This is a genomic window from Streptomyces tibetensis (assembly GCF_007655005.1).
Classification (GTDB): Bacteria; Actinomycetota; Actinomycetes; order Streptomycetales; family Streptomycetaceae; genus Streptomyces; species Streptomyces tibetensis.
Map to the genome: position 1 here is coordinate 235,137 of NZ_SZVW01000011.1, position 21,330 is coordinate 256,466.

Sequence of the window (21,330 nt, forward strand, 5' to 3'; positions counted from 1 at the left end):
ATCCAGCTTCAGGATTCCGAGGGATATCCGAGCATACTCAGATGAAGCCCAGCGCCTCCGAATAGCATGGTTCGCAAACCCTCATTACGTCAGGGCCGCCAGCATGCCCGGTCTCAAGATCCCGCCACGGGTCATGCCGTGGAGGCATCCGTCCTCGTGAGGGCACAGAAGGACCCCGGCCGTTCCGTGCGGTCGGGGCTCCTTCGTGGGGTCCTGCTCGCGATGCTCCCACCATGACGAGGGCCGCCCAAGCCGAGACTTTCTCGTTTGCGCAGGTCAGACGGCCAGAACTACCGAAAATCTAAAGGGAGCCCTACTTCCAGCGATCGAAGGGCCGGTCGAGCGTGTACTTGCCGTCGTCCCCCAGAACGAGCATCCGCACCTCGCCGTTCCCCGGGTTCGCCAGCGACTCGAACTCCGCGACGGTCCAGTGGAACCACCGCATGCAGAACAGCCGCATGGCCAGGCCGTGCGTGACGATGAGGACGTTCGGCGGGTGGTCCGGGTCCTCGAAGCTGCGGAAGAGGCTCTCCAGGAAGCCACCGACCCGGTCGTAGACGTCGGCGCCGGACTCGCCCTGGGCGAAGCGGTAGAAGAAGTGGCCGTACGCGTCGCGGTAGGCCTTCTGGAGGCGGACCTCGTCCCGGTCCTGCCAGTTGCCCCAGTCCTGCTCGCGCAGCCTGGGTTCCTCGCGCACCCGTATGAGACCGGTGTCCAGGTGGAACGCGCGCAACGTCTCGTGCGTACGGCGGTACGGGGAGACGTAGACGCTGACGCGCTCGTCGCCGAAGAGCTCGCGCAGCTGCTCGCCCGTCGCCTCCGCCTGCCGTCGGCCGCGCCCGGTCAGTGCCAGGGCGTGGTCGGGTTCACGCTCGTAGACGGAGTCATCAACATTGCCCGTTGACTCGCCGTGCCGGACAAGGACGATGCGCCGTGGTCGTGCCATGCCAAGACCCTAGATCGGGTGAGGGCCCGTGGAGCACTCACACCGCCCCCATACAGCGTAGGTCACACGATTCCTGCACCGCAGATCACTCCGGTCGCACGCTTGTCCGACCGGAACGACTGCGTCCGCGTCCCGAAGTCACCCCACCGTAAGCCACACCACCGGAGTCATGCCCCGGAGTCACGCCATCCGGTTCACCCGCCGACGCCGCCAGCAAGCACACCGCGCGCAAGCACCACCCGGGTCACACATCTCCCGTGATCGCGCACCGCCCGGAATCAGACCGTCCAGCTCGACTCCATGTCCACGACGTCCCCGGTGAGCGCCGCCACGTCCGCCTCGATCTGGGCTCGAAGGGCGAGCCGCTCCACGCGTTCCGTGCGGTACTTGCCGTGCTCGGCGGCCGAGCGCCACATCGAAAGCACCATGAACTCGTTACCGGGTGCCTCGCCGAACAGCCCGCGCACCATGCCGGGCGAGCCGGCCATCGCCGGGTTCCAGACCTTCTCCTGCATCAGCACGAAATGCTCGGCCCGTGCCTCGTGGATACGGCAGAGCGCCACCCGGAGCAGGTCGGCGTCCGTGAACCGCGGTTCGAAGCCGGTCTTCACGTCGAAGCGGTAGTCGAAGAGTCTGACCTGGGCGTCCTTGAACGTGCCCGCCTGGGTCGATGAGAGCCGGTGGTGGGACCGTGCCATGAAGGAGTCGTAGAAGGCGCGGCTCTCCCAGAACGCGAAAACGTGCGCCACGTCCGGCCGCCTCCGGCTCCAGCCACCCCCCTGCCCGCGAAACCCCGGCTCCCCCAGAAGCCCCGCCCACTTCCGCTGCCCCCGCTCGAAACCGCGGCGGTCAACCACGGTGCAGCGAATCCACTTGACCAGCACCGCGCCATGGTAAGGCCACTGAGCGTGGCGTCGGTCACTCTCGGCTGGACCGCTCCTCCTCGTGCGTACCCGCGCGCGTGGCAGGATGGACAAACAGTCATGCGCGCCCGGCAGTTGGGCCGGCGGACGGGTCGGTACGGGGAAGGGGACTCTGGTGGACGGGCTCAACAAGGGGCTTCGCAAGGTCGAGATCGCGGTGCGGTGGGATCCCAGTCCGGCGGGACAGCCGTCCACCGACCTGGACCTGGTCGCTGCGACCTACCTGGCGGACGCTCCGCACGGCGATCCCGCATACGTGGTGCACTTCGACAGCCGCTCCCCGGACGGCACCATCACCCTCAATCGGGACAGCAAGGATGGCCAGGGCTTCGGCTACGACGAAGTCATGACGCTGGAACTGGACAGGCTCGACGTCCGGTACGCGCGCGTGGTCGTCGGTGTCGTCATCCAGCAGCGCCCGGCGGAGCGCACTTTCGTCAGTGTGCGCAACCCCGGACTTCGTATCCGCGAGGGCTACACCGTCCTGGCGGAGGACGACTTCGGCGGGGTCCTGGGTGCGACCGCGGCGACGGTCGCGGAGTTCGCCCGGGACGGCTCGGGGCCGTGGGGCTTCCGCGCCGGCCTCCGTGGTTTCGAGGGCGATCCTGTGGACTTCACCGGGACGATGGGCTCGGCACACCGTCCCTGACGTCGGCACCGACGAGGCACTCACGACGGGAGGGGCACCGCCCGCAGGCGGTGCCCCTCCGTCATCGGCTCAGGTGCTCGTCGTCAGCTGCAGCCACTGGTCGAGCCGCAGCCCTCGCAGATGTAGCAGGAACCGGCACGCTGCATCTTCGTACCGCAGGAGAAGCACAGCGGGGCGTCGGCCTGGATACCCAGCTGCATCTCCACCAGTTCGGCGCTGGTGTGGGCCTGCTGCGGGGCAGGCTTGACCGTCTCCTCGGCCTTCGGAGCGGAAACGGCCTTCAGCTCCTGGGCACGCGGCGCCGACTGGGCCAGGCCCTCGACGTCGACCTCGTCCTCGCTCGGCTCGTACGAACCGGTCTCGAGGTGACGCTGACGCTCCTCGGCGGAGTGGATGCCGAGCGCGGAGCGCGTCTCGAAGGGCAGGAAGTCCAGCGCCAGGCGGCGGAAGATGTAGTCGACGATCGACTGCGCCATCCGCACGTCCGGGTCGTCCGTCATACCGGCCGGCTCGAAGCGCATGTTGGTGAACTTCGAGACGTACGTCTCCAGCGGCACGCCGTACTGGAGGCCGACGGAGACCGCGATGGAGAAGGCGTCCATCATGCCCGCGAGGGTCGAACCCTGCTTGGACATCTTGAGGAAGACCTCGCCGAGACCGTCGTCCGGGTAGGAGTTGGCGGTCATGTAGCCCTCGGCGCCGCCGACGGTGAAGGACGTGGTGATGCCGGGACGTCCCTTCGGCAGACGCTTGCGGACCGGGCGGTACTCGACGACCTTCTCGACCGCGGTACGGATCGTCTCCTCGGCCTTCTCGGTGACCTCCGCCTTCTCCTTCTCCTTGGTCTTGGCGGAGAGGGGCTGGCCGACCTTGCAGTTGTCGCGGTAGATCGCGAGCGCCTTGACGCCGAGCTTCCAGGCCTCGAAGTAGATCTCCTCGACCTCCTCGACGGTCGCCGACTCCGGCATGTTGACCGTCTTGGAGATGGCGCCGGAGATCCACGGCTGGATCGCGGCCATCATGCGGACGTGGCCCATCGGGGAGATGGCCCGCTCGCCCATGGCGCAGTCGAACACCTCGTAGTGCTCGGGCTTGAGACCGGGGGCGTCGATCACGTTGCCGTTGTCGGCGATGTGGGCGACGATCGCCTCGATCTGCTCTTCGAGGTAGCCCAGGCGGCGCAGGGCCTGCGGGACGGTGCCGTTGACGATCTGCATCGAGCCGCCGCCGACCAGCTTCTTGAACTTGACCAGCGCGAGGTCGGGCTCGACACCGGTGGTGTCGCAGGACATCGCCAGGCCGATGGTGCCGGTCGGGGCGAGTACGGACGCCTGAGAGTTACGGAAACCGTTCTTCTCGCCGAGACGCAGGACCTCACCCCAGGCCTCGCTGGCGGCGGCCCACACCGGGGTGTCCAGGTCGTCCATGCGGACGGCCTTGTCGTTGGCGTCCGAGTGCTGCTTCATGACGCGCTTGTGGGCGTCGGCGTTGCGGGCGTACCCGTCGTACGGGCCGACGACCGAGGCGAGTTCGGCGGAGCGCCGGTACGCCGTACCCGTCATCAGGGAGGTGATGGCGCCGGCGAGGGCGCGGCCGCCTTCGGAGTCGTAGGCGTGGCCGGTGGCCATCAGCAGGGCGCCGAGGTTGGCGTAACCGATGCCGAGCTGGCGGAACGCGCGCGTGTTCTCGCCGATCTTCTGCGTCGGGAAGTCCGCGAAGCAGATCGAGATGTCCATCGCGGTGATGACCAGCTCGACGACCTTCTGGAAGCGCTCGGCCTCGAAGGACTGGTTGCCCTTGCCGTCGTCCTTCAGGAACTTCATCAGGTTCAGCGAGGCCAGGTTGCAGGACGTGTTGTCCAGGTGCATGTACTCGCTGCACGGGTTCGACGCGGTGATCCGGCCGGACTCGGGGCAGGTGTGCCAGGTGTTGATGGTGTCGTCGTACTGGATGCCGGGGTCGGCGCAAGCCCAGGCCGCCTCGGCGATCTTGCGGAAGAGCGCCTTGGCGTCGACCTCTTCGATGACCTCGCCGCTCATCCGACCGCGCAGCCCGAACTGGCCGCCCTGGTCGACCGCCTTCATGAACTCGTCGTTGACACGGACCGAGTTGTTGGCGTTCTGGTACTGGACGGACGTGATGTCGTCGCCGCCCAGGTCCATGTCGTAACCCGCGTCACGCAGAACGCGGATCTTCTCTTCTTCCTTGACCTTGGTCTCGATGAAGTCCTCGATGTCCGGGTGGTCCACATCGAGGACGACCATCTTGGCGGCGCGGCGGGTGGCGCCACCGGACTTGATCGTTCCTGCGGAGGCGTCGGCGCCCCGCATGAAGGAGACCGGACCGGAGGCGTTGCCGCCGGAGGACAGCAGCTCCTTGGAGGAGCGGATCCGGGAGAGGTTCAGGCCGGCGCCGGAGCCGCCCTTGAAGATCATGCCCTCTTCCTTGTACCAGTCGAGGATCGACTCCATGGAGTCGTCGACGGACAGGATGAAGCAGGCGGAGACCTGCTGGGGCTGCTTGGTGCCGACGTTGAACCAGACAGGGCTGTTGAAGCTGAAGATCTGGTGCAGGAGGGCGTACGCCAGCTCGTGCTCGAAGATCTCGGCGTCGGCGGGCGAGGCGAAGTACTTGTGGTCCTCACCGGCCTGCCGGTACGTCTTCACGATGCGGTCGATCAGCTGCTTGAGGCTGACCTCGCGCTGCGGGGTGCCGACAGCACCGCGGAAGTACTTGCTGGTGACGATGTTGACCGCGTTCACCGACCAGAAGTCGGGGAACTCCACGCCGCGCTGCTCGAAGTTGACCGAGCCGTCGCGCCAGTTGGTCATGACGACGTCACGGCTCTCCCAGGCCACCTCGTCATAGGGGTGGACCCCAGGAGTGGTGTGGATGCGCTCGACACGCAGGCCCTTGCTCGCCTTGGCGCTCTTGGCGCGGGAACTCCGTGCCGGACCGCTCGCCGTCTCTGTCATGCCGCCTCCCTGTACGGGCGAAAACGCCCTGAAGTGCCCCGTTGTTCCCGGTGCACGATGTTCTGTCTGGTGTTGCGGGCTCCCACTCACACGCCCGCAACAGGTCTTCTCACGCCGCCGCCCGGCCGGGCCCGGAGCTGCCTTCCGGGTCCGGCTCGCCGGTCAGTCGGCGGCGCCTGCGGGCTCGGGGACCTGCTTCGTCCCTCCGGGCCCGCGGTCGTCTTCCCGGCTCTCCGCAGCCGCGTCCTTGCGGTCCGGGTCGTCCGTATCGGTGCGTCCCGTCTGCGCCCTGAGTTCCTCGATGGCCGCCTCGAAGTCGTCGAGCGAGTCGAACGCCCGGTAGACGGAGGCGAACCGCAGGTAGGCGACGAGGTCCAGTTCCTGCAACGGGCCGAGTATGGCCAGCCCCACGTCATGGGTGGTCAGCTCGGCGCTTCCGGTGGCTCGCACCGCCTCCTCGACCCGCTGGCCGAGCTGGGCGAGCGCGTCCTCGGTGACAGGTCGCCCCTGGCACGCCTTGCGCACGCCGTTGATGATCTTCGTACGGCTGAAAGGCTCAGTGACTCCGGACCGCTTCACCACCATGAGCGAGCACGTCTCCACGGTCGTGAAACGACGGGAGCAGTCGGGGCACTGGCGGCGCCTGCGGATCGATGTGCCGTCGTCGGTCGTACGACTGTCCACGACACGGCTGTCGGGGTGCCTGCAGAAGGGGCAGTGCATGAACTCCCAACCCTCCTCACAGCAGACTCAATAGCCTCGTCGGGCATCTTGCGCCCCACGAAGCAGCCCCAAGCATAGGCGATGACCAAGAGCCTCGAGACCCGGGGGACCACAACTTCTGGGCTGCTGATGCAATCCAACCACTAGATGTGGGGATTGGCTCATACATCCACGGGCATCTCGCGTGTCGCGCGCGTAGGCGCAGGTGACGTGCGAGGCCACTGCCTCATGGGGCCCGTCCACCCCCGAGGCGGCGGCGCCGACGGCTTCGCCCGGGGCGCGGCCGCAGCCGTTCCCGCACGGCCGTATCGCCGCGGCACATGCGGAGATACCGTGGGCGCCGCAAGGAGGGGGCGTGGGACTCCCGCGCAGATGAGGGTTGGTCCCCGGGCCGGGGAATGCCGGATGGCAGACTGGGACACAGTCCACGAGGCGATCACCCCGGCGGTGAAGAGTACAGCAATGAGCCCTTTTGCCCGCCCGGTGGCCCGGCCGCTAATACACCCGGACACACGATCGCGTCCGACGATTCGCGTTTTTTCACTCGAACGTGTGTTTGGCGCAACCTTTCGAAAGCAACTACCGTTGTCCAGCAGGGAGACCATCGAGAGGGGCCGACGTGACCACCACCGCAGACAGTGCCGCCATCGCTGCCCAGGACCGCTCCCAGGGCCGACTGGAGCCGGCGCATGCGATGAACGAAGCCACGAACCCTGAGGGGCACAAGCGCTCCCTGCCGGGCCGACCTCCCGGCATCCGGGCGGACAGCTCGGGACTCACCGATCGCCAGCGCCGGGTGATCGAGGTCATCAGGGACTCCGTGCAGCGACGGGGCTACCCGCCGTCGATGCGGGAAATCGGTCAGGCCGTCGGCCTTTCCAGCACCTCCTCCGTCGCACACCAGCTGATGGCACTGGAGCGCAAGGGCTTCCTGCGCCGCGACCCGCACCGCCCGCGCGCCTACGAGGTGCGCGGCTCCGACCAGGCCGCCTCGGTACAGCCCACGGACACCGCGGGCAAGCCCGCCGCGTCCTACGTGCCGCTGGTCGGCCGGATCGCCGCAGGTGGCCCGATCCTCGCCGAGGAGTCCGTCGAGGACGTCTTCCCTCTCCCCCGCCAGCTGGTCGGCGACGGTGAGCTGTTCGTCCTCAAGGTCGTCGGCGACTCGATGATCGAGGCTGCGATCTGCGACGGCGACTGGGTCACGGTGCGCCGTCAGCCGGTCGCCGAGAACGGTGACATCGTGGCCGCGATGCTCGACGGCGAAGCCACCGTCAAGCGCTTCAAGCGCGAGGACGGCCATGTCTGGCTTCTGCCGCACAATGCGTCCTACGAGCCGATCCCCGGCGACGATGCGACCATCCTCGGCAAGGTGGTGGCCGTGCTGCGCCGCGTCTGACAACGCGCACCGCGTCGGGCGGGCCCAGCGGGCCTGCCCCCTTGACCGGGCCCCGGGACCCCTGCGCCGGTTCCGGGGCCCTGCGCTGTCCGGGGCAGTTGCCGGCCCTCAGGGCCCAGTGGCTCGTGCACGCGAGGGTCGGCCGGCGGCTGAGCCGTCGGCCGACCCGGGACTCATTCTTTTTCCGCCTGCTGGGCCGCAGCGTCGATCGCCGCGAGCGACTTCCGCACCTGGTTCCGGTCCGTCGTGAACCAGAAGTCGGGCAGCGAGGCCTTGAGGTAGCTTCCGTACCGGGCCGTCGCCAGACGCTGGTCGAGGACCGCGACCACGCCCCGATCCCCCGTTGCCCGTACGAGCCGGCCGGCGCCCTGGGCCATGAGGAGCGCGGCGTGGGTGGCGGCGACCGCCATGAAGCCGTTGCCTCCGGCGTCCTCCACGGCCTTCTGGCGGGCGCTCATCAGAGGATCGTCCGGGCGCGGGAACGGAATCTTGTCCATGACGACCAGCTGGCAGCTGGGCCCCGGGACGTCAACGCCCTGCCAGAGTGACAGAGTGCCGAAGAGGCAGGTCTTGGGGTCGGCCGCGAAGTTCTTGATGAGTTCGCCGAGCGTCTCCTCGCCCTGGAGCAGGATCGGGAACTCGGGGATCCGGGAGCGCAGTTCCTCGGCGGCCAGCTGGGCGCCTCTCATGGAGGAGAACAGGCCGAGGGTGCGGCCGCCCGCCGCCTGGATCAGCTCCGTGAGTTCGTCGAGCATGTCCGCGCGGTCACCGTCGCGCGCGGGACGCGCCAGGTGTTTGGCGACGTACAGGATGCCCTGCTTGCGGTAGTCGAAGGGCGAGCCGACGTCGATGCCCTTCCACTTCGGGACGTCTTCACCCTCGGTGCCCTCGGGGGCGAGGCCCAGGGAGGCGCCGACGCCGTTGAAGTCGCCGCCCAGCTTCAGCGTCGCGGACGTCAGGACCACGGAGCGGTCCGCGAAGAGCTTCTCGCGCAGCAGCCCGGAGACGGACATGGGGGCGACGCGCAGGGAGGCACCGAAGCGGTCGTGCCGCTCGTACCACACCACGTCCCACTCGGAGCCGTTCGTGATGCGCTCCGCCACGTCGTGCACGTTCTCCACGGAGGCCAGGGCCTGCTTACGGACGGCGTCCTCGTCCTGGACGGACTTGTCGCGGGTCGCGCCGATCGCGGAGATGACCGTGCGGCAAGCGTCACGCAGCGCCATGAGGGCGTACCCGAGGTCCTCGGGGACCTCTTCCAGACGGCCCGGCAGCGCCAGCTCCATCAGCCGTTCGAAACCCTCGGCGGCGGTCTGGAGCTGATCGGCGGCCTTCTCGTTGACGAGTTTCGCGGCACGGCGCACCGCGCGGTTGACCTGGCCGGGGGTGAGTTCGCCGGTGGCGACTCCGGTGACCCGGGAGACGAGTTCGTGCGCTTCGTCGACGATCAGCACCTCGTGCTGCGGGAGGACCGGGGCGCCCTCGATGGCGTCGATCGCGAGCAGCGCGTGATTGGTGACGACGACCTCGGCGAGCTTCGCCCGCTCACGGGCCATCTCGGCGAAGCACTCGGCGCCGTACGCGCATTTCGAGGCGCCCAGGCACTCCCTGGACGACACGGACACCTGGGACCAGGCGCGGTCCGAGATGCCGGGCGTGAGGTCGTCACGGTCGCCGGTTTCGGTCTCGTCGGCCCAGTCACGCACCCTCAGCAAGTCCTGGCCCAGCTTGCTGGTGGGCGCGGCGGCCTCGAACTGGTCGAAGAGGCCCTCCTCCTCGTCCTGCGGGACACCCTCGTGCATGCGGTGCAGACACACATAGTTCGACCGGCCCTTGAGCATCGCGAACTCCGGGCGACGGCGGAGCAGGGGGTGCAGCGACTCGACCGTTCTCGGCAGGTCGCGCTCCACCAGCTGGCGCTGCAGGGCGAGGGTGGCGGTCGCGACGACCACCCGCTCCCCGTGCGCGAGCGCGGGCACCAGGTAGCCGAGCGACTTTCCGGTGCCGGTGCCGGCCTGGACCAGCAGGTGGGAGCCGTCGTCGATCGCTTCCTCGACGGCTTCGGCCATGGCCACCTGACCGGGGCGCTCCGTGCCACCGACGGCACTGACGGCGGCATGCAGGAGTTCGGGGAGTGAGGGCTTCGTCATAGCGCGACCACCCTACGACCCTGCACTGACAATCGGGCGATCAAGGCGGGTGCGGGGGACGGGATCAAGACCGTGGGCTCCTCGGGGATGGGCGGTGACGGGGGTCGGCCGGCCGGGACGGTGAGTCGTGGCACGGCTGCTCGAGAAATCGGCGCGGCGGGCGGGAACTGTCCCGGCACGGGCCGTGTTCAATGAGTGATGGCGCGGTGACACAGCGCTACAACAGGTACTGGAGGTGCCGGTCTCGGATCATGAGAGCGGCTCGCTTGGCGGTCAGGTCGACCTCGGCGGAGAAGCGGAAGCCGGCGGTCAGGAAAGCGGCGATGGAGGGGGTGTTGCGAATGTCGGGTTCCGCGATGACACGTGCGCAGGAGGGCCGCTGCGCGAGAACGAGGTCGGCCACAGCCCGTAGCAGCAGACCGCCCAGGCCGCGCCCACGGTCGGCGACTCCACCGAGCAGGAGGTGGACCCCCGTGTCATGAGGCCGGGCGGGGTAATGCCGGGCCAGCGGGTCCAGATCCGCCCGGTAGATCTCCCAGTAGCTCATCGGTGCTCCCTCCAGTAGTCCGAGGCACGGCACGCTGCGCCCGTCGCCTGCCAGCTGGGCGCGCAGGTGGTCCCGCGTCACCTCCTGCGGTCCGGCCAGCTCCCAGAACTCCGCGGCGGCCGGCTCGTTCATCCAGCGGCTGATGAGCGCCAGGTCGCGTTCGATGCGCGCGGGGACGAGGTGGAGCCGTCCTGCGGGCGTGTCTGCCGGGCTCCATGCGGCGATGCGGTCGAGGCCGTCGACGCCGTCGTGCTCAGCGGCGGTGTCGGACGCGACACCGGCGAGGTCACGGGCGGCACCCGGCCTGGCATCCGAGTCGGCCCCCTGCCCGGCATCGGGGTCGGCCTCCGGCCCGGAACCGGTGTCGGCTCCGGGCCCGGCGCCTGCGGCCACGGCGGCCATGACCGGGACGGCGGCCGCGACAGGGGCAGCCCCCACGTCGGGGCCAGCGGCCATGTCGTGGGCAGCGATACCCGTCTCGGCGATCGGGTCGGCGGGAGGCACCGGAGGCTCCTCTCTGGAAGGGGGTGGCATGTCCTCAGGGATGAAGGAGGTGGGTCAGCGGTGGTCAGTGTGGATCAGAGCGGTCAGGAGTGCAGGGGGTTGGCGATGGTGACGTAGACGGACTGGGTGTCGACCGGGCCGACGAGTTCGTCGAGGCCGTGCAGCCGGGTCAGCAGGTTGGCCTTGCAGCGCAGGACGGGTGAGTCGAGCAGCAGGGCGGGCAGCGTGGTGCGCAGCCGGGTCGGGCCGGAGGCGAGGTGTCCGAGGAATCGCCGGAGTGCAGCGAGCAGCAGCCGCTCGTCGGCGAGCCCTTGGGAGCCGAACGCGCCGATCAGACCGAGCACGTTGTTGATCACCAGGTAGTACACGAGCCGCTCATCGGTCACCTGGTCGCAGACGAACGTGTCGCTCCGCTCTCCGATACCGGGCAACCGGTCGTCGAGGTCCTGGCGCCGCGATGCGCGGAAGTAGTAGCCCTGGTTGTCCCGGTAGCGGCCGCCCGTGGGCCAGCCGTCGGCGTCCAGCAGGAGCAGGGTGTTCTGCTGGTGCGCTTCCAGCGCGACGCCGGCTTCGCCGTCCAGCCAGAGGACGGGACGCACCACGTGGGCCAGGTAACGCAGGAACCACTCGACGGCGACGGCTGCGCGGGGTCGACCGGTGCGGCGGGCGAGACGCGTGATCACTTCGGCCAGACGGGACGGCAGGGTCGGGCCGTGTTGGTCAGGACGCCCCGAAGCCCCCTCAGGCGGGGTCGGGGGGCACGGGCACGGCGAGAGGAGGCCGGCGACGCAGGAGACGTCGTCGGAGGGGCTGAACGGATTGTGGCGGATCACCACGTCCAGTCCGGGCACCGGGTCGCCGTCCGGGCTGTCGACGGCGAGCCAGGCCGGGTCCCGGACGATGTCGAAGCCCGGGTGCACGGCGTGCCACTGCTGCCCGAGGCCGCTGCGGAGCAGGCGGTGGACCTCGACGCCGCGGTGCAGTTCCTTGCGGAGGTTCTCACGGCGGGAGTTGGTGATGCGCAGGCCCAGCGAGAGCTTGAGCATCGCGGGGGCATGGGTTCGGTAGACGGTTCGTACGGAGGAGGTGGGGTGCCAGTCCGGGCCGTGGGTGCCGAGGTCACGGAGCAGCCCGGTGTCGAGCAGGGCTGCGGTTTGCGGACGGCGCCGGACCTCGTCTGCCTGCCAGGGGTGCAGAGGCAGGAGGGCGTATCCCTCCGGCAACGGCGCTCCGGTCCCGGCGAGCAGGGCGGTGAGCAGGGGTGCGGCGACCGGGCGGCCGCGTTCGGTCCAGGAGGAGTCGGTGGCCAGGACGGAGGCAGCGACAGCCATCCAGTGCAAGGGGAAGGAGCCGCGCAACTCGGGTGAGTACAGCGCTGCTTCGGCCTCCGTGAGTCCTTCGCGGCTCTTCGGTGTGGGGTGCAGGGGGTGTCCGAGGACGAGTGCCTGTTCCGCGGACAGGAAGAGGTCGGGGCCGTCGGCCGGGCGTTCCCGGCGGTCGGTGATGAAGCCGGCGGCGCGTCGGAGGGAGTCGGCAACACCCGCGACGAGCTCGACGCCGTCGAGGGATCCGGAAGGGGCGGAGTTGGGGGCGGGCGTGGGGAGGGAGGGGGCGTGGGCCCGGCTGATTCCGGGGGAGTGTGTGGACGTCTCCCTGGTGAGCAAGGCGGCGATCGTGACGGCGTCGGCGGGTGGGGCGGTTTCGGGAGCACCGGCGAGACGGGGAGGGCCGAAGCGGTGCCAGCCCGTCGGGGACCAGTAACGCACCGGTGCGAGGAGGCTCGTGCCGCTGGCGGGAAGGGGGACGTGCAGGACGCCGTCGGCCGGGGCGGGCGCGTTGGTCTCGCGCGTCCAGCAGCGGAGCAGGTTCTCCACGGCGGCGGCCTGGGCGACGGTGTGCGGGTCGGGATGCTCCAGGGGGTCACCGTCATGGCTTGCGCTCGGCTCCTGGGCGGGTTTCGCCGCCGGCCGCTGGTGAGGGACGCGCGGGCTCGGCGACACCGCCGACGGCCAGGCGTCGGCGGAGCTTCGTCCCGAGGTGGGGGCGTGATCGTGGGGGTGGGAGGTGGAGTTCACTGCGAGTACCTCATCGGGTGGTTCCGGAATCATGCGGGTGGGTGCGGCGGGCCGAAGAGCTTCACTCGGCGCGGCATGCGGGGGTGCGATGTCGAGCGGCGGGCGGAAGGGCGTGCGGGAGTCACGGCCGACGGAGCGTGAGGCCCGTGGCCCGCGGGACTCACGGCTCGCGGGCCTGCGGGACTCACGGCTCGCGGCCTGCACGGGTCATCGCCTGCGGGAGTCATGGCCCTTGGGGCGTGGGCGCCCGGCGATCGGTGGCGCATTCGTGGTGCGCAGGCATGCCGCGCGGGCTCTCACGCCCCCCGTGCGGGTTCACCGCGTTCACGGTGCGGCTGCCGTGCCGGCACCACAACACCGAGCCGCCGCCCGGACCGCGTCGGCCAAGCGGTCCAGTACGGCGGCCGCTTGTTCATCGGTGATGGTCAAAGGCGGCAGCAGGTGGACGACGCTTCCGCGCAGGCCGCCGAGTCCGACGATGAGGCCGCGCCGCAGGCACTCCCGCTGGACCGCAGCAGCCAGTTCGGGAGCGGCAGGGAGGGGCGGGGGCCCGTTGTCCGGCCTCACCGACGCCTCCATGCCGCACTCCTCCATGCCGCACTCCACAGCCCAAGTCGCACCGGAAGAGCTGGGTTCCGCTTCCCCCTCCGGGTCCACCAGCTCTACGCCGATCATGAGCCCTCTCCCCCGCACATCACCGATACAGGCGAAATCGGAGACGAGCTGCTGGAGTTGGTTCAGCATGCGCGCCCCGAGGGTCGCCGCGCGCTCGGCGAGGGCGTTCTCGCGGACGTGGGCGAGGGTCGCCGTGCCGGCGGCCATGGCGAGCTGGTTACCGGGGAAGGATTCGGTGGGGGTGCCGGGTTCTGCGGCGTCGAGGTCGTCGCGGTAGACCACGACCGCCAGCGGCAGGCTGCCGCCGATGGCGTCGGAGAGGACCATCACGTCGGGGGTCACGCCACTGTGCTCGACCGCCCAGAAGGCACCGGTCCGGCCCACGCCGGTCCGGATCTCGTCGGCGATCAGCGGGACGGACCGGTCGGCGGTGAGCTGTCGCACGCGCCGCAGCCAGCTGTCGGGGACGGGGATCACCCCGCCCTCACTCTGAACGGGTTCGACGATCAGCCCGGCGGGCAGTGGCGCCCCGGACGCGGGGCCGTCGAGGAGGGACTCGGCCCAGCGGGCCGCGAGGTCGGCCCCGCGCTCGCCCCCGGCGCCGAAGCGGCAGCGGTGGTCCTGCGGGTGAGGCAGCCGGGCGATCCGTGCGTCATGGGCCTCAGCGGAGGTGACACCGAGAGCTCTGGCGGTACTTCCGCCACCGGCGCCGGTGAACGCCACGAGACCGCTCCGGCCGGTCGCGGCGCGGACAAGCGCGTAGGCGGTCTCGACGGCTTCGCTGCCCGCCGGCCCGCAGAACCGCACATGCGCCCGATCCGCGAGGCCCCGTGGCAGAGTGCGGAACAGTTCGGTGAGGAAGGCGTCCTTGACGGGTGTCGCCAGATCGAGAGCGTTCAGAGGTGCGCCCGAGTCGAGCACCTTGCGGAGGGACTCCAGGACGACCGGGTGGTTGTGGCCGAGGGCCAGGGTGCCGGCGCCGGAGAGGCAGTCCAGGTAGCGGCGGCCGTCCGCGCCCTCGATGGTGAGTCCCCGGGCCCGCACCGGAACGATCGGCAGGGCACGGGCATAGGTCCGGGCGGCGGATTCGCGGGCGGCATGGCGGCGCAGGATTCCCTCGTGCGCGGAGCGGGGCGCAGGGGCGGTGTCTTCCAGCGCTCCACCGAGGAGGGATGTCGCCTGCCTGCCCCCCACAGCGGCCTCCTCAGGTGCACAACCCCCACGGGTGGATTCCGCCACGACTTTCCCGACCTCCCACTGCGCACGGGCACAGAGGACCGCGCACAGACAGCAGGCCCCCCACCGCTACCAACCCCGGACCTCTCACCGGGTTACGGGTTGCCTCAAGATCCTTTCCGTGACGGAACTGTTGCGGATCCGTCGGGTCGCCCCCACAGCCACCGCATAGTGTGTGATGCCGTTCCCGGACACCGCGAGGTCGCCCCGAACTTCCCGCGATGCAGCGGGAATCGGGGCCCAAGCGCCGGTTCGTCCACGTTCGTTCCGCACCAGGGGGAGTCAGATCATGCGATCCACACGGCCGTCGTCCCATACCGTCCGAGGGGGGAGGGCCGGCCGCAGGAACTCCCCCGTCCTGGCAGCCGTGGCCCTGGCCTCGGCGCTCGCCCTGACCGCCACCGCCTGCGAGTCGGGCGATGCGACGGCTGACGGTCAGGCCTCCGCGTCCGCCACCGCCTCCGATGACGGCAAGCTCAAGATCCCGGCCGATGTCAGGGACCGGCTCCGCGAGCACGGGATAGACATCGACAAGTGGAAGAACGGCGCCTGGAAGAACTGGGACCGGGACGACTGGCTGCGCGAGGCCAACGAGTACGTCAACCCGATCATCGAGGGGCTCTGGAACCCGGACCGCATGCGGGAGGCCGAGGAGCCCGACCAGGGCGTCGACGAGGGTGAGATCGCCGAGGACCAAGGCGTGACCGACGCGACCCCCGGTCCCGTCCCGGCGCGGGCTGTGCCGCCGTCGTACCACGCCAACGCCCCCACGGCCGGCAAGGTGTTCTTCGACTCCCCCGAGGGATCGGCCGTCTGCTCGGCGACCGTGGTGAAGGACCCGGCGCACCCGGGCAAGTCCAACCTGGTGTGGACGGCGGGCCACTGCGTGCACGCGGGCAAGAAGGGCGGCTGGTACCGCAACATCGCGTTCGTGCCGTCGTACAACGACGACGGCAGGCCGGTGGCGGAGCTGGAGAACGCCACCCGCGAGGACGTCGCTCCCTACGGTGTCTGGTGGGGCGACTGGGCGCAGACCTCGGACCAGTGGATCGAACAGGGCGGTTCGACGGGCGGTGAGGGCGCACCGTACGACTTCGCGGTCATCCATGTCACGCCGGAGAAGAGCAGCGGCGGCAAGTCGTTGGAGGAGATGGTCGGTTCGGCGCTGCCGGTCGAGTTCAAGGCGCCCGCGGTGCCCCGGGTGAAGCGCGTCGTAGCGATCGGCTACCCGGCCGCGAAGCCCTACGACGGGCAGAAGCTGTATCAGTGCGAAAGCCGGCCCGGGCGGTTGTCGATCAACGCGTCGGATCCGACGATGTACCGCATCGGGTGCACCATGACCGGAGGCTCGTCCGGCGGCGGCTGGGTCGCGACCGGTTGGGACGGCAAGCCGGCGCTGGTGTCCAACACCTCGATCGGCCCGGTGACGTCGGGCTGGCTGGCCGGACCGCGCCTGGGTGACGTGGCAAAGGGCGTGTACGACTCGGTCAGCAAGAAGTTCGCCGGTCGGTGACGGCTCCCTGAACCCCGCCGTCGACAGCTACGGCGGCGACGACGACAGCGACGGCGTACCCGCGCCCCAACGCTCCGGGCGGCGCCACGCACCCGAACGCTCCGGGCATCCGAACGCTCCGGGCTGCGCCGAGTGCCCGGAGCACGCCCGGCGCAGCTGAGCCCCCGGGCACATGACATCAACCCCGGGGGCTCTCGGAAACCTTCACCGGCTCACCCCGGTACACCCTCAACTCCCCGGGCATAGTGGGGTGTCGCGCGCAGCGACCGGTTGCCGCGCCCATGCCGTGCACACGGGGCGCCTGCGCTGAGCAGGACCAGAACCACTCAGTACGCACCAACGGGGGTCATCGCACCATGCGTTCCACATCCACGCCCGCACCGAGGCGCGGACGGCGTACCGTCCTCGCCGCCGCCGGGCTCGTCGCCGCCTTGGCGCTCACCGCGACCGCCTGTGGCGGTTCCGGAGATTCGGCGAGTGACAAGCCCGACGCCACCAGCTCCCAGGCCTCCGCGAACGGCGGCGGCGAGGCCAAAATCCCGGCCGATCTCGCGGGCAAGCTCAAGGAGCACGGGATCGACGTCGACCGCTGGAAGAGCGGCGGCTGGAAGGACTGGGACAAGGACAAGTGGCTCAGTGACGCCAAGGACTTCGTCAACCCGGTGATCAAGGGCCTGTGGAAGCCGGAGCGGATGCAGTCCGCCGACGAGGCCGACAAGAGGGTCACGACGAAGGACGCGTCGGCCGGCCAGGGCGTCAGCGATCCGGATCCGGCACCGGTCCGGGCGCAGTCCGAGAAGACGCCGTACCACCGCAACGCGGCGCCGGTCGGCAAGGTCTTCTTCGACTCCCCGGACGGCCCGGCCGTCTGCTCGGGCACGGTCGTCAAGGACGTCAACCACCCGGGCAAGTCCAACCTGGTGTGGACGGCGGGCCACTGCGTGCACGCCGGCGGCAACGGCGGCTGGTACCGCAACATCGTGTTCGTCCCGGCCTACAACGACCTCGGCAAGTCCGAGGCGGAGCTGACCGATGCGAACCCGACGGAGATCGCCCCGTACGGCAACTGGTGGGCGAACTGGGCCTCGACCTCCAACCAGTGGATCCAGGGCGGTTCGGAGAGTGGCGGTGACGGAGCCGCGTACGACTACGCCGTGCTGCACGTGAAGCCGGAGCAGGGCGCCAAGTCTCTGGAGGAGACGGTCGGCGCCGCACTGGACGTGGACTTCTCCGCCCCGTCCGCGGCCGAGGCCGCCAAGATGGGCGCCTGGGGCTACCCGGCCGCGCCGCCCTACAACGGCGAGAAGATGTTCCGGTGCATCGACAGCCCCGGCCGGTTCTCGCTCAGCCCGTCCCTGCCGACGATGTACCGGATCGGCTGCGACATGACCGGCGGTTCCTCCGGCGGCGGCTGGTTCCGGGTTCTGAACGGCAAGTCGGTGCTGGTGTCGAACACCTCGATCGGCCCGGCCGACAACACCTGGCTGGCGGGTCCGCAGCTGGGCCGCGACGCCGAAGCGCTCTACCAGAACATGAGCAAGACGTACGGCGGTCAGTGATCTGTACATGCTGAAGGCCCGCTCCCCTGCGACAGGGAGCGGGCCCTCTCGCGTTCAGGCGAGACGCGCGCTCAGGTCGGGCTCAGAGCGCCGGTGCCGGAGCGTACGGCGTGAGCTCCGCCGCCAGTTCCTCGTGCACCCGCACCTTGAGCAGGGTGCCCTCCGGGGTGTGCTCCTCGGAGATCACCTCGCCCTCGTCGTGTGCACGGGCGACCAGCTTGCCGTGCGTGTACGGCACGAGCGCCTCGACCTCGACCGACGGGCGGGGCAGCTCGTTGTCGATGAGCGCGAGCAGCTCCTCGATGCCCTGGCCGGTGCGGGCCGAGACCGCGATGGACCGCTTCTCGACGCGCAGCAGCCGCTGGAGCGTCAGCGGGTCGGCCGCATCCGCCTTGTTGATCACGACGATCTCGGGCACGTCGGTGGCGCCGACGTCCCGGACCACCTCGCGCACGGCGGCCAGCTGCTCCTCCGGGAACGGGTGCGAACCGTCGACCACGTGCAGGATCAGGTCGGACTCGCCGACCTCCTCCATCGTGGAGCGGAACGCCTCGACCAGGTGGTGGGGCAGGTGGCGCACGAAACCGACCGTGTCGGCCAGCGTGTACAGCCGTCCGCTCGGGGTCTCGGCCCGGCGCACGGTCGGGTCGAGGGTCGCGAACAGGGCGTTCTCGACCAGCACGCCCGCGCCCGTGAGGCGGTTGAGCAGCGAGGACTTGCCGGCGTTGGTGTAGCCCGCGATGGCCACGGACGGCACCTTGTGACGCTTGCGCTCCTGGCGCTTGATATCGCGGCCGGTCTTCATCTCCGCGATCTCCCGGCGCATCTTCGCCATCTTCTCGCGGATCCGGCGCCGGTCCGTCTCGATCTTGGTCTCACCGGGACCACGGGTGGCGAGGCCGCCGCCCTTGCCGCCGCCCATCTGCCGGGACAGCGACTGACCCCAGCCGCGCAGTCGCGGCAGCATGTACTGCATCTGCGCGAGAGCGACCTGCGCCTTGCCCTCTCGGGACTTGGCGTGCTGGGCGAAGATGTCCAGGATCAGGGCCGTGCGGTCGATGACCTTGACCTTGACGACGTCCTCGAGGTGGATCAGCTGGCCGGGGCTGAGCTCACCGTCGCAGATGACGGTGTCCGCACCCGTGTCGACGACGATGTCGCGCAGCTCCTCGGCCTTGCCGGAGCCGATGTACGTGGCCGCGTCGGGCTTGTCGCGGCGCTGGGTGACTCCGTCGAGCACCAGCGCGCCGGCCGTCTCGGCAAGGGCGGCGAGCTCCGCGAGGGAGTTCTCCGCGTCCTGCACGGTTCCCGAGGTCCAGACGCCGACGAGGACGACCCGCTCCAGCCGGAGCTGGCGGTACTCGACCTCGGTGACGTCCTCGAGCTCGGTGGAGAGGCCCGCCACACGGCGCAGGGCCGCGCGCTCGGAGCGGTCGAACTGGTCGCCGTCCCGCTCTCCGTCGATCTCGTGGCTCCAGGCGACGTCCTCTTCCATCAGGGCATCGGCCCGAAGACCCTCGGGGTGGCTGTGCGCGAAGCGCTTGGAGTCCTGGGAAAAGGAAGAAGAGGAGGTCATTGGATCCTTACGTAGGTGGGAAACCGTTCACTGTCTGCAACGCACGGGCGGTCCAGGAGATTCCCGGCGCTCCGTGCCTCGTCGACCTGAAGATGGTCGCACGGCACGGGGCGTCTCGTCACCGTGTTATCGGGCGGCACCTTCACCGGCCCGGCCTGCTTCGAGGGGGCCCGCCTCAGGAGGTCTGCGGCTTTGCAGGGGGCTGCCCCCCGGCTTTGCAGGGGGCTGCCTCAGGAGATCTGCGGCTTCGCAAGGGGCCGCCCAGGAGATCTGCGGTTTCGCAAGGGGCCGCCCAGGAGATCTGCGGTTTCGCAGGGGCCTCTGCGGCTTCGCGGAGCCCTGCTCAAGGGAGTCTGCGACCTCGGGCGGGCTGCCTCAGGGCGTCTGCGGCCCCGCGGCGTCCGGCGATTTCGCAGCGGCGTCCGGCTTCCAGTCCGGGTAGCCCGGCATCGGCGGGGTCTTCTCGCCGTAGAGCCAGCCCTGGAAGAAGCCGCCCAGGTCGCGTCCGGAGATCTCTGCGGCGAGGCGGACGAAGTCCTCCGTCGCGGCCGTGCCGTCCCGGTGCCGCTCGACCAAGGCGCGTTCCAGGCGGTCGAAGGCCGGGCGGCCGATCTCCTGGCGCAGGGCGTACAGGACCAGCGCCGCCCCGTCGTAGACGTTGGGGCGGAAGATGTCGGTCTTACGGCCGGGGTCGGGTGCCTTGGGCGCGGCGGGTGGTCCGCCGGCGGCGCGCCAGCGGTCGGAGGCGCCGTAGGCGGCCTTCATCCGGTCCCGCATCGGCTTGCCGCCCCGCTCCTCGGCGTACAGCGCCTCGTACCAGGTGGCGTGCCCCTCGTTGAGCCACAGATCGGACCAGGTGCGGGGGCTGACGCTGTTGCCGAACCACTGGTGGGCCAGCTCATGGACCATGATCGACTCGAGGTACCACGAGGGGTGGGCCCGGTCGGTGAACAGATCCCCCTCGAAGAGCGAGAGCGTCTGGGTCTCCAGTTCGAAGCCGATGGAGGCGTCGGCCATGAGCAGGCCGTACGTCTCGAAGGGGTAGCGACCGACCTTGTTCTCCATCCAGGTGATCTGGCCAGGGGTCTTCTCCAGCCAGGGCTCGAGCGCCTTGCGGTGCTCGGTCGGGACGACGTCCCGTACGGGGAGCCCGTGCGGGCCGGTGCGGTGCAGCACCGTGGAGCGGCCGATGGAGACCTGGGCGAGCTCGGTGGCCATGGGGTGCTGGGTGCGGTAGGTCCACGTCGTCGTCCCGCGTGACGTCTCCGTTCCGGCGGGCAGGCCGTTGGCGACGGCCGTGTGCCCGTCGGGTGCCGTCACCCGGATGGTGAACATCGCCTTGTCGGAGGGGTGGTCGTTGCACGGGAACACCAGGTGCGCGGCGTCGGCCTGGTTGGCCATGGCGAGGCCGTCCGCGGTGCGCACCCAGCCGCCCTCGCGGCCCTTGGCGGGCACGGGATCACTGGTGTGCCGCACGGTGATCCGCATCCACTTGCCGTCCGACACCGGGTTCTCGGGCGTGATCACCAGGTCCTCGCCGGCGGTGTGGAACTCCGCCGGGTCGCCGTCGACCTCGACCGACTGGACCGTGCCGTGGGCGAAATCCAGGTTGACGCGGTCCAGGTCGGCGGTCGTCCAGGCGTCGATGGTGGTGACGGCCCGCAGCGGCTGGCTGTTGCTGCCCGGGTAGGTGAAGGAGAGGTCGTACGACGCCACGTCGTAGCCGGGATTGCCGAGGTACGGGAAGAGTCGGTCGCCGACGCCGAGCGGGACGGCGGGGGCGCTCGCGGCGACGAGGCAGACGGAGACGGCCGACGCGAGCAGGGCGGCGGCGGTCCGGCGCCGCCGGATGGGGGCGGCGGCCTGGCTGTGGGGGGTCAGGAGCATGCCCCATGGCTATCAGCGCACGGCTGAACGTCGCGGACGGCGCGCTTCCGCCC

General features: G+C 70.0%; 14 protein-coding genes. 4 read left to right on the forward strand and 10 right to left on the reverse strand.

The annotated features are described in order from the left end of the window. Positions 1-313: 313 nt before the first annotated feature. A complete protein-coding gene (locus FDO69_RS20355) occupies positions 314-946 on the reverse strand; it encodes a histidine phosphatase family protein (protein WP_104781279.1) in 633 nt (210 codons plus the stop codon). A gap of 278 nt (positions 947-1,224) precedes the next feature. Further along, on the reverse strand, positions 1,225-1,830 hold the full coding sequence (locus tag FDO69_RS20360; RefSeq protein ID WP_104781280.1) for a YdbC family protein: 606 nt from the start codon (positions 1,828-1,830) through the stop codon (positions 1,225-1,227). 154 nt (positions 1,831-1,984) lie between these two features. Between FDO69_RS20360 and FDO69_RS20365 the strand changes: the two genes are divergently transcribed. Then, positions 1,985-2,518: a TerD family protein gene (locus tag FDO69_RS20365; protein WP_104781281.1), complete on the forward strand. Its 534-nt coding sequence runs from the start codon at positions 1,985-1,987 to the stop codon at positions 2,516-2,518. An 83-nt stretch (positions 2,519-2,601) separates the two neighbouring features. Here the strand turns inward: FDO69_RS20365 and FDO69_RS20370 are convergent, their stop codons facing one another. Further along, positions 2,602-5,493 (reverse strand): vitamin B12-dependent ribonucleotide reductase, encoded by a 2,892-nt coding sequence (locus tag FDO69_RS20370; RefSeq protein WP_104781282.1) that lies wholly within the window; start codon positions 5,491-5,493, stop codon positions 2,602-2,604. Between the two features lie 162 nt (positions 5,494-5,655). After that, positions 5,656-6,216: a transcriptional regulator NrdR gene (gene nrdR / locus FDO69_RS20375; protein ID WP_104781283.1), complete on the reverse strand. Its 561-nt coding sequence runs from the start codon at positions 6,214-6,216 to the stop codon at positions 5,656-5,658. Between the two features lie 619 nt (positions 6,217-6,835). On the opposite strand from nrdR, the gene lexA reads away from it, so the two are divergent. Next, a complete protein-coding gene (gene lexA, locus FDO69_RS20380) occupies positions 6,836-7,615 on the forward strand; it encodes a transcriptional repressor LexA (protein ID WP_104781284.1) in 780 nt (259 codons plus the stop codon). A 173-nt stretch (positions 7,616-7,788) separates the two neighbouring features. Here lexA and FDO69_RS20385 read toward each other — a convergent pair whose 3' ends face one another. The 4 genes from FDO69_RS20385 to FDO69_RS20400 all read right to left on the reverse strand — a co-directional run bounded on the left by FDO69_RS20385 (position 7,789) and on the right by FDO69_RS20400 (position 14,700). Further along, positions 7,789-9,765, reverse strand: coding sequence for an ATP-dependent DNA helicase (locus FDO69_RS20385; RefSeq protein WP_104781285.1), 1,977 nt, complete (start codon positions 9,763-9,765; stop codon positions 7,789-7,791). A gap of 217 nt (positions 9,766-9,982) precedes the next feature. Beyond that, the gene (locus FDO69_RS20390; protein ID WP_234388011.1) at positions 9,983-10,816 is read right to left on the reverse strand and encodes a GNAT family N-acetyltransferase; all 834 of its coding nucleotides are present in this window, start codon (positions 10,814-10,816) and stop codon (positions 9,983-9,985) included. A gap of 83 nt (positions 10,817-10,899) precedes the next feature. Beyond that, complete coding sequence (locus FDO69_RS20395; RefSeq protein ID WP_420878521.1) at positions 10,900-12,924, reverse strand: IucA/IucC family protein; 2,025 nt, start codon at positions 12,922-12,924, stop codon at positions 10,900-10,902. Between the two features lie 291 nt (positions 12,925-13,215). Beyond that, on the reverse strand, positions 13,216-14,700 hold the full coding sequence (locus tag FDO69_RS20400) for an aminotransferase class III-fold pyridoxal phosphate-dependent enzyme (protein ID WP_104781286.1): 1,485 nt from the start codon (positions 14,698-14,700) through the stop codon (positions 13,216-13,218). Between the two features lie 331 nt (positions 14,701-15,031). Here FDO69_RS20400 and FDO69_RS20405 point away from each other — a divergent pair, with 331 nt between their 5' ends. After that, positions 15,032-16,255: a trypsin-like serine peptidase gene (locus tag FDO69_RS20405; protein ID WP_104781287.1), complete on the forward strand. Its 1,224-nt coding sequence runs from the start codon at positions 15,032-15,034 to the stop codon at positions 16,253-16,255. 356 nt (positions 16,256-16,611) lie between these two features. Beyond that, complete coding sequence (locus tag FDO69_RS20410; RefSeq protein ID WP_104781288.1) at positions 16,612-17,814, forward strand: trypsin-like serine peptidase; 1,203 nt, start codon at positions 16,612-16,614, stop codon at positions 17,812-17,814. 82 nt (positions 17,815-17,896) lie between these two features. On the opposite strand, the gene hflX is transcribed toward FDO69_RS20410, so the two are convergent. Both hflX and FDO69_RS20420 read right to left on the reverse strand, forming a co-directional pair. After that, positions 17,897-19,390 (reverse strand): GTPase HflX, encoded by a 1,494-nt coding sequence (hflX, locus tag FDO69_RS20415; protein ID WP_104781289.1) that lies wholly within the window; start codon positions 19,388-19,390, stop codon positions 17,897-17,899. A gap of 375 nt (positions 19,391-19,765) precedes the next feature. Further along, the gene (locus tag FDO69_RS20420) at positions 19,766-21,277 is read right to left on the reverse strand and encodes a M1 family metallopeptidase (protein ID WP_104781290.1); all 1,512 of its coding nucleotides are present in this window, start codon (positions 21,275-21,277) and stop codon (positions 19,766-19,768) included. Between the last annotated feature and the right edge of the window lie 53 nt (positions 21,278-21,330).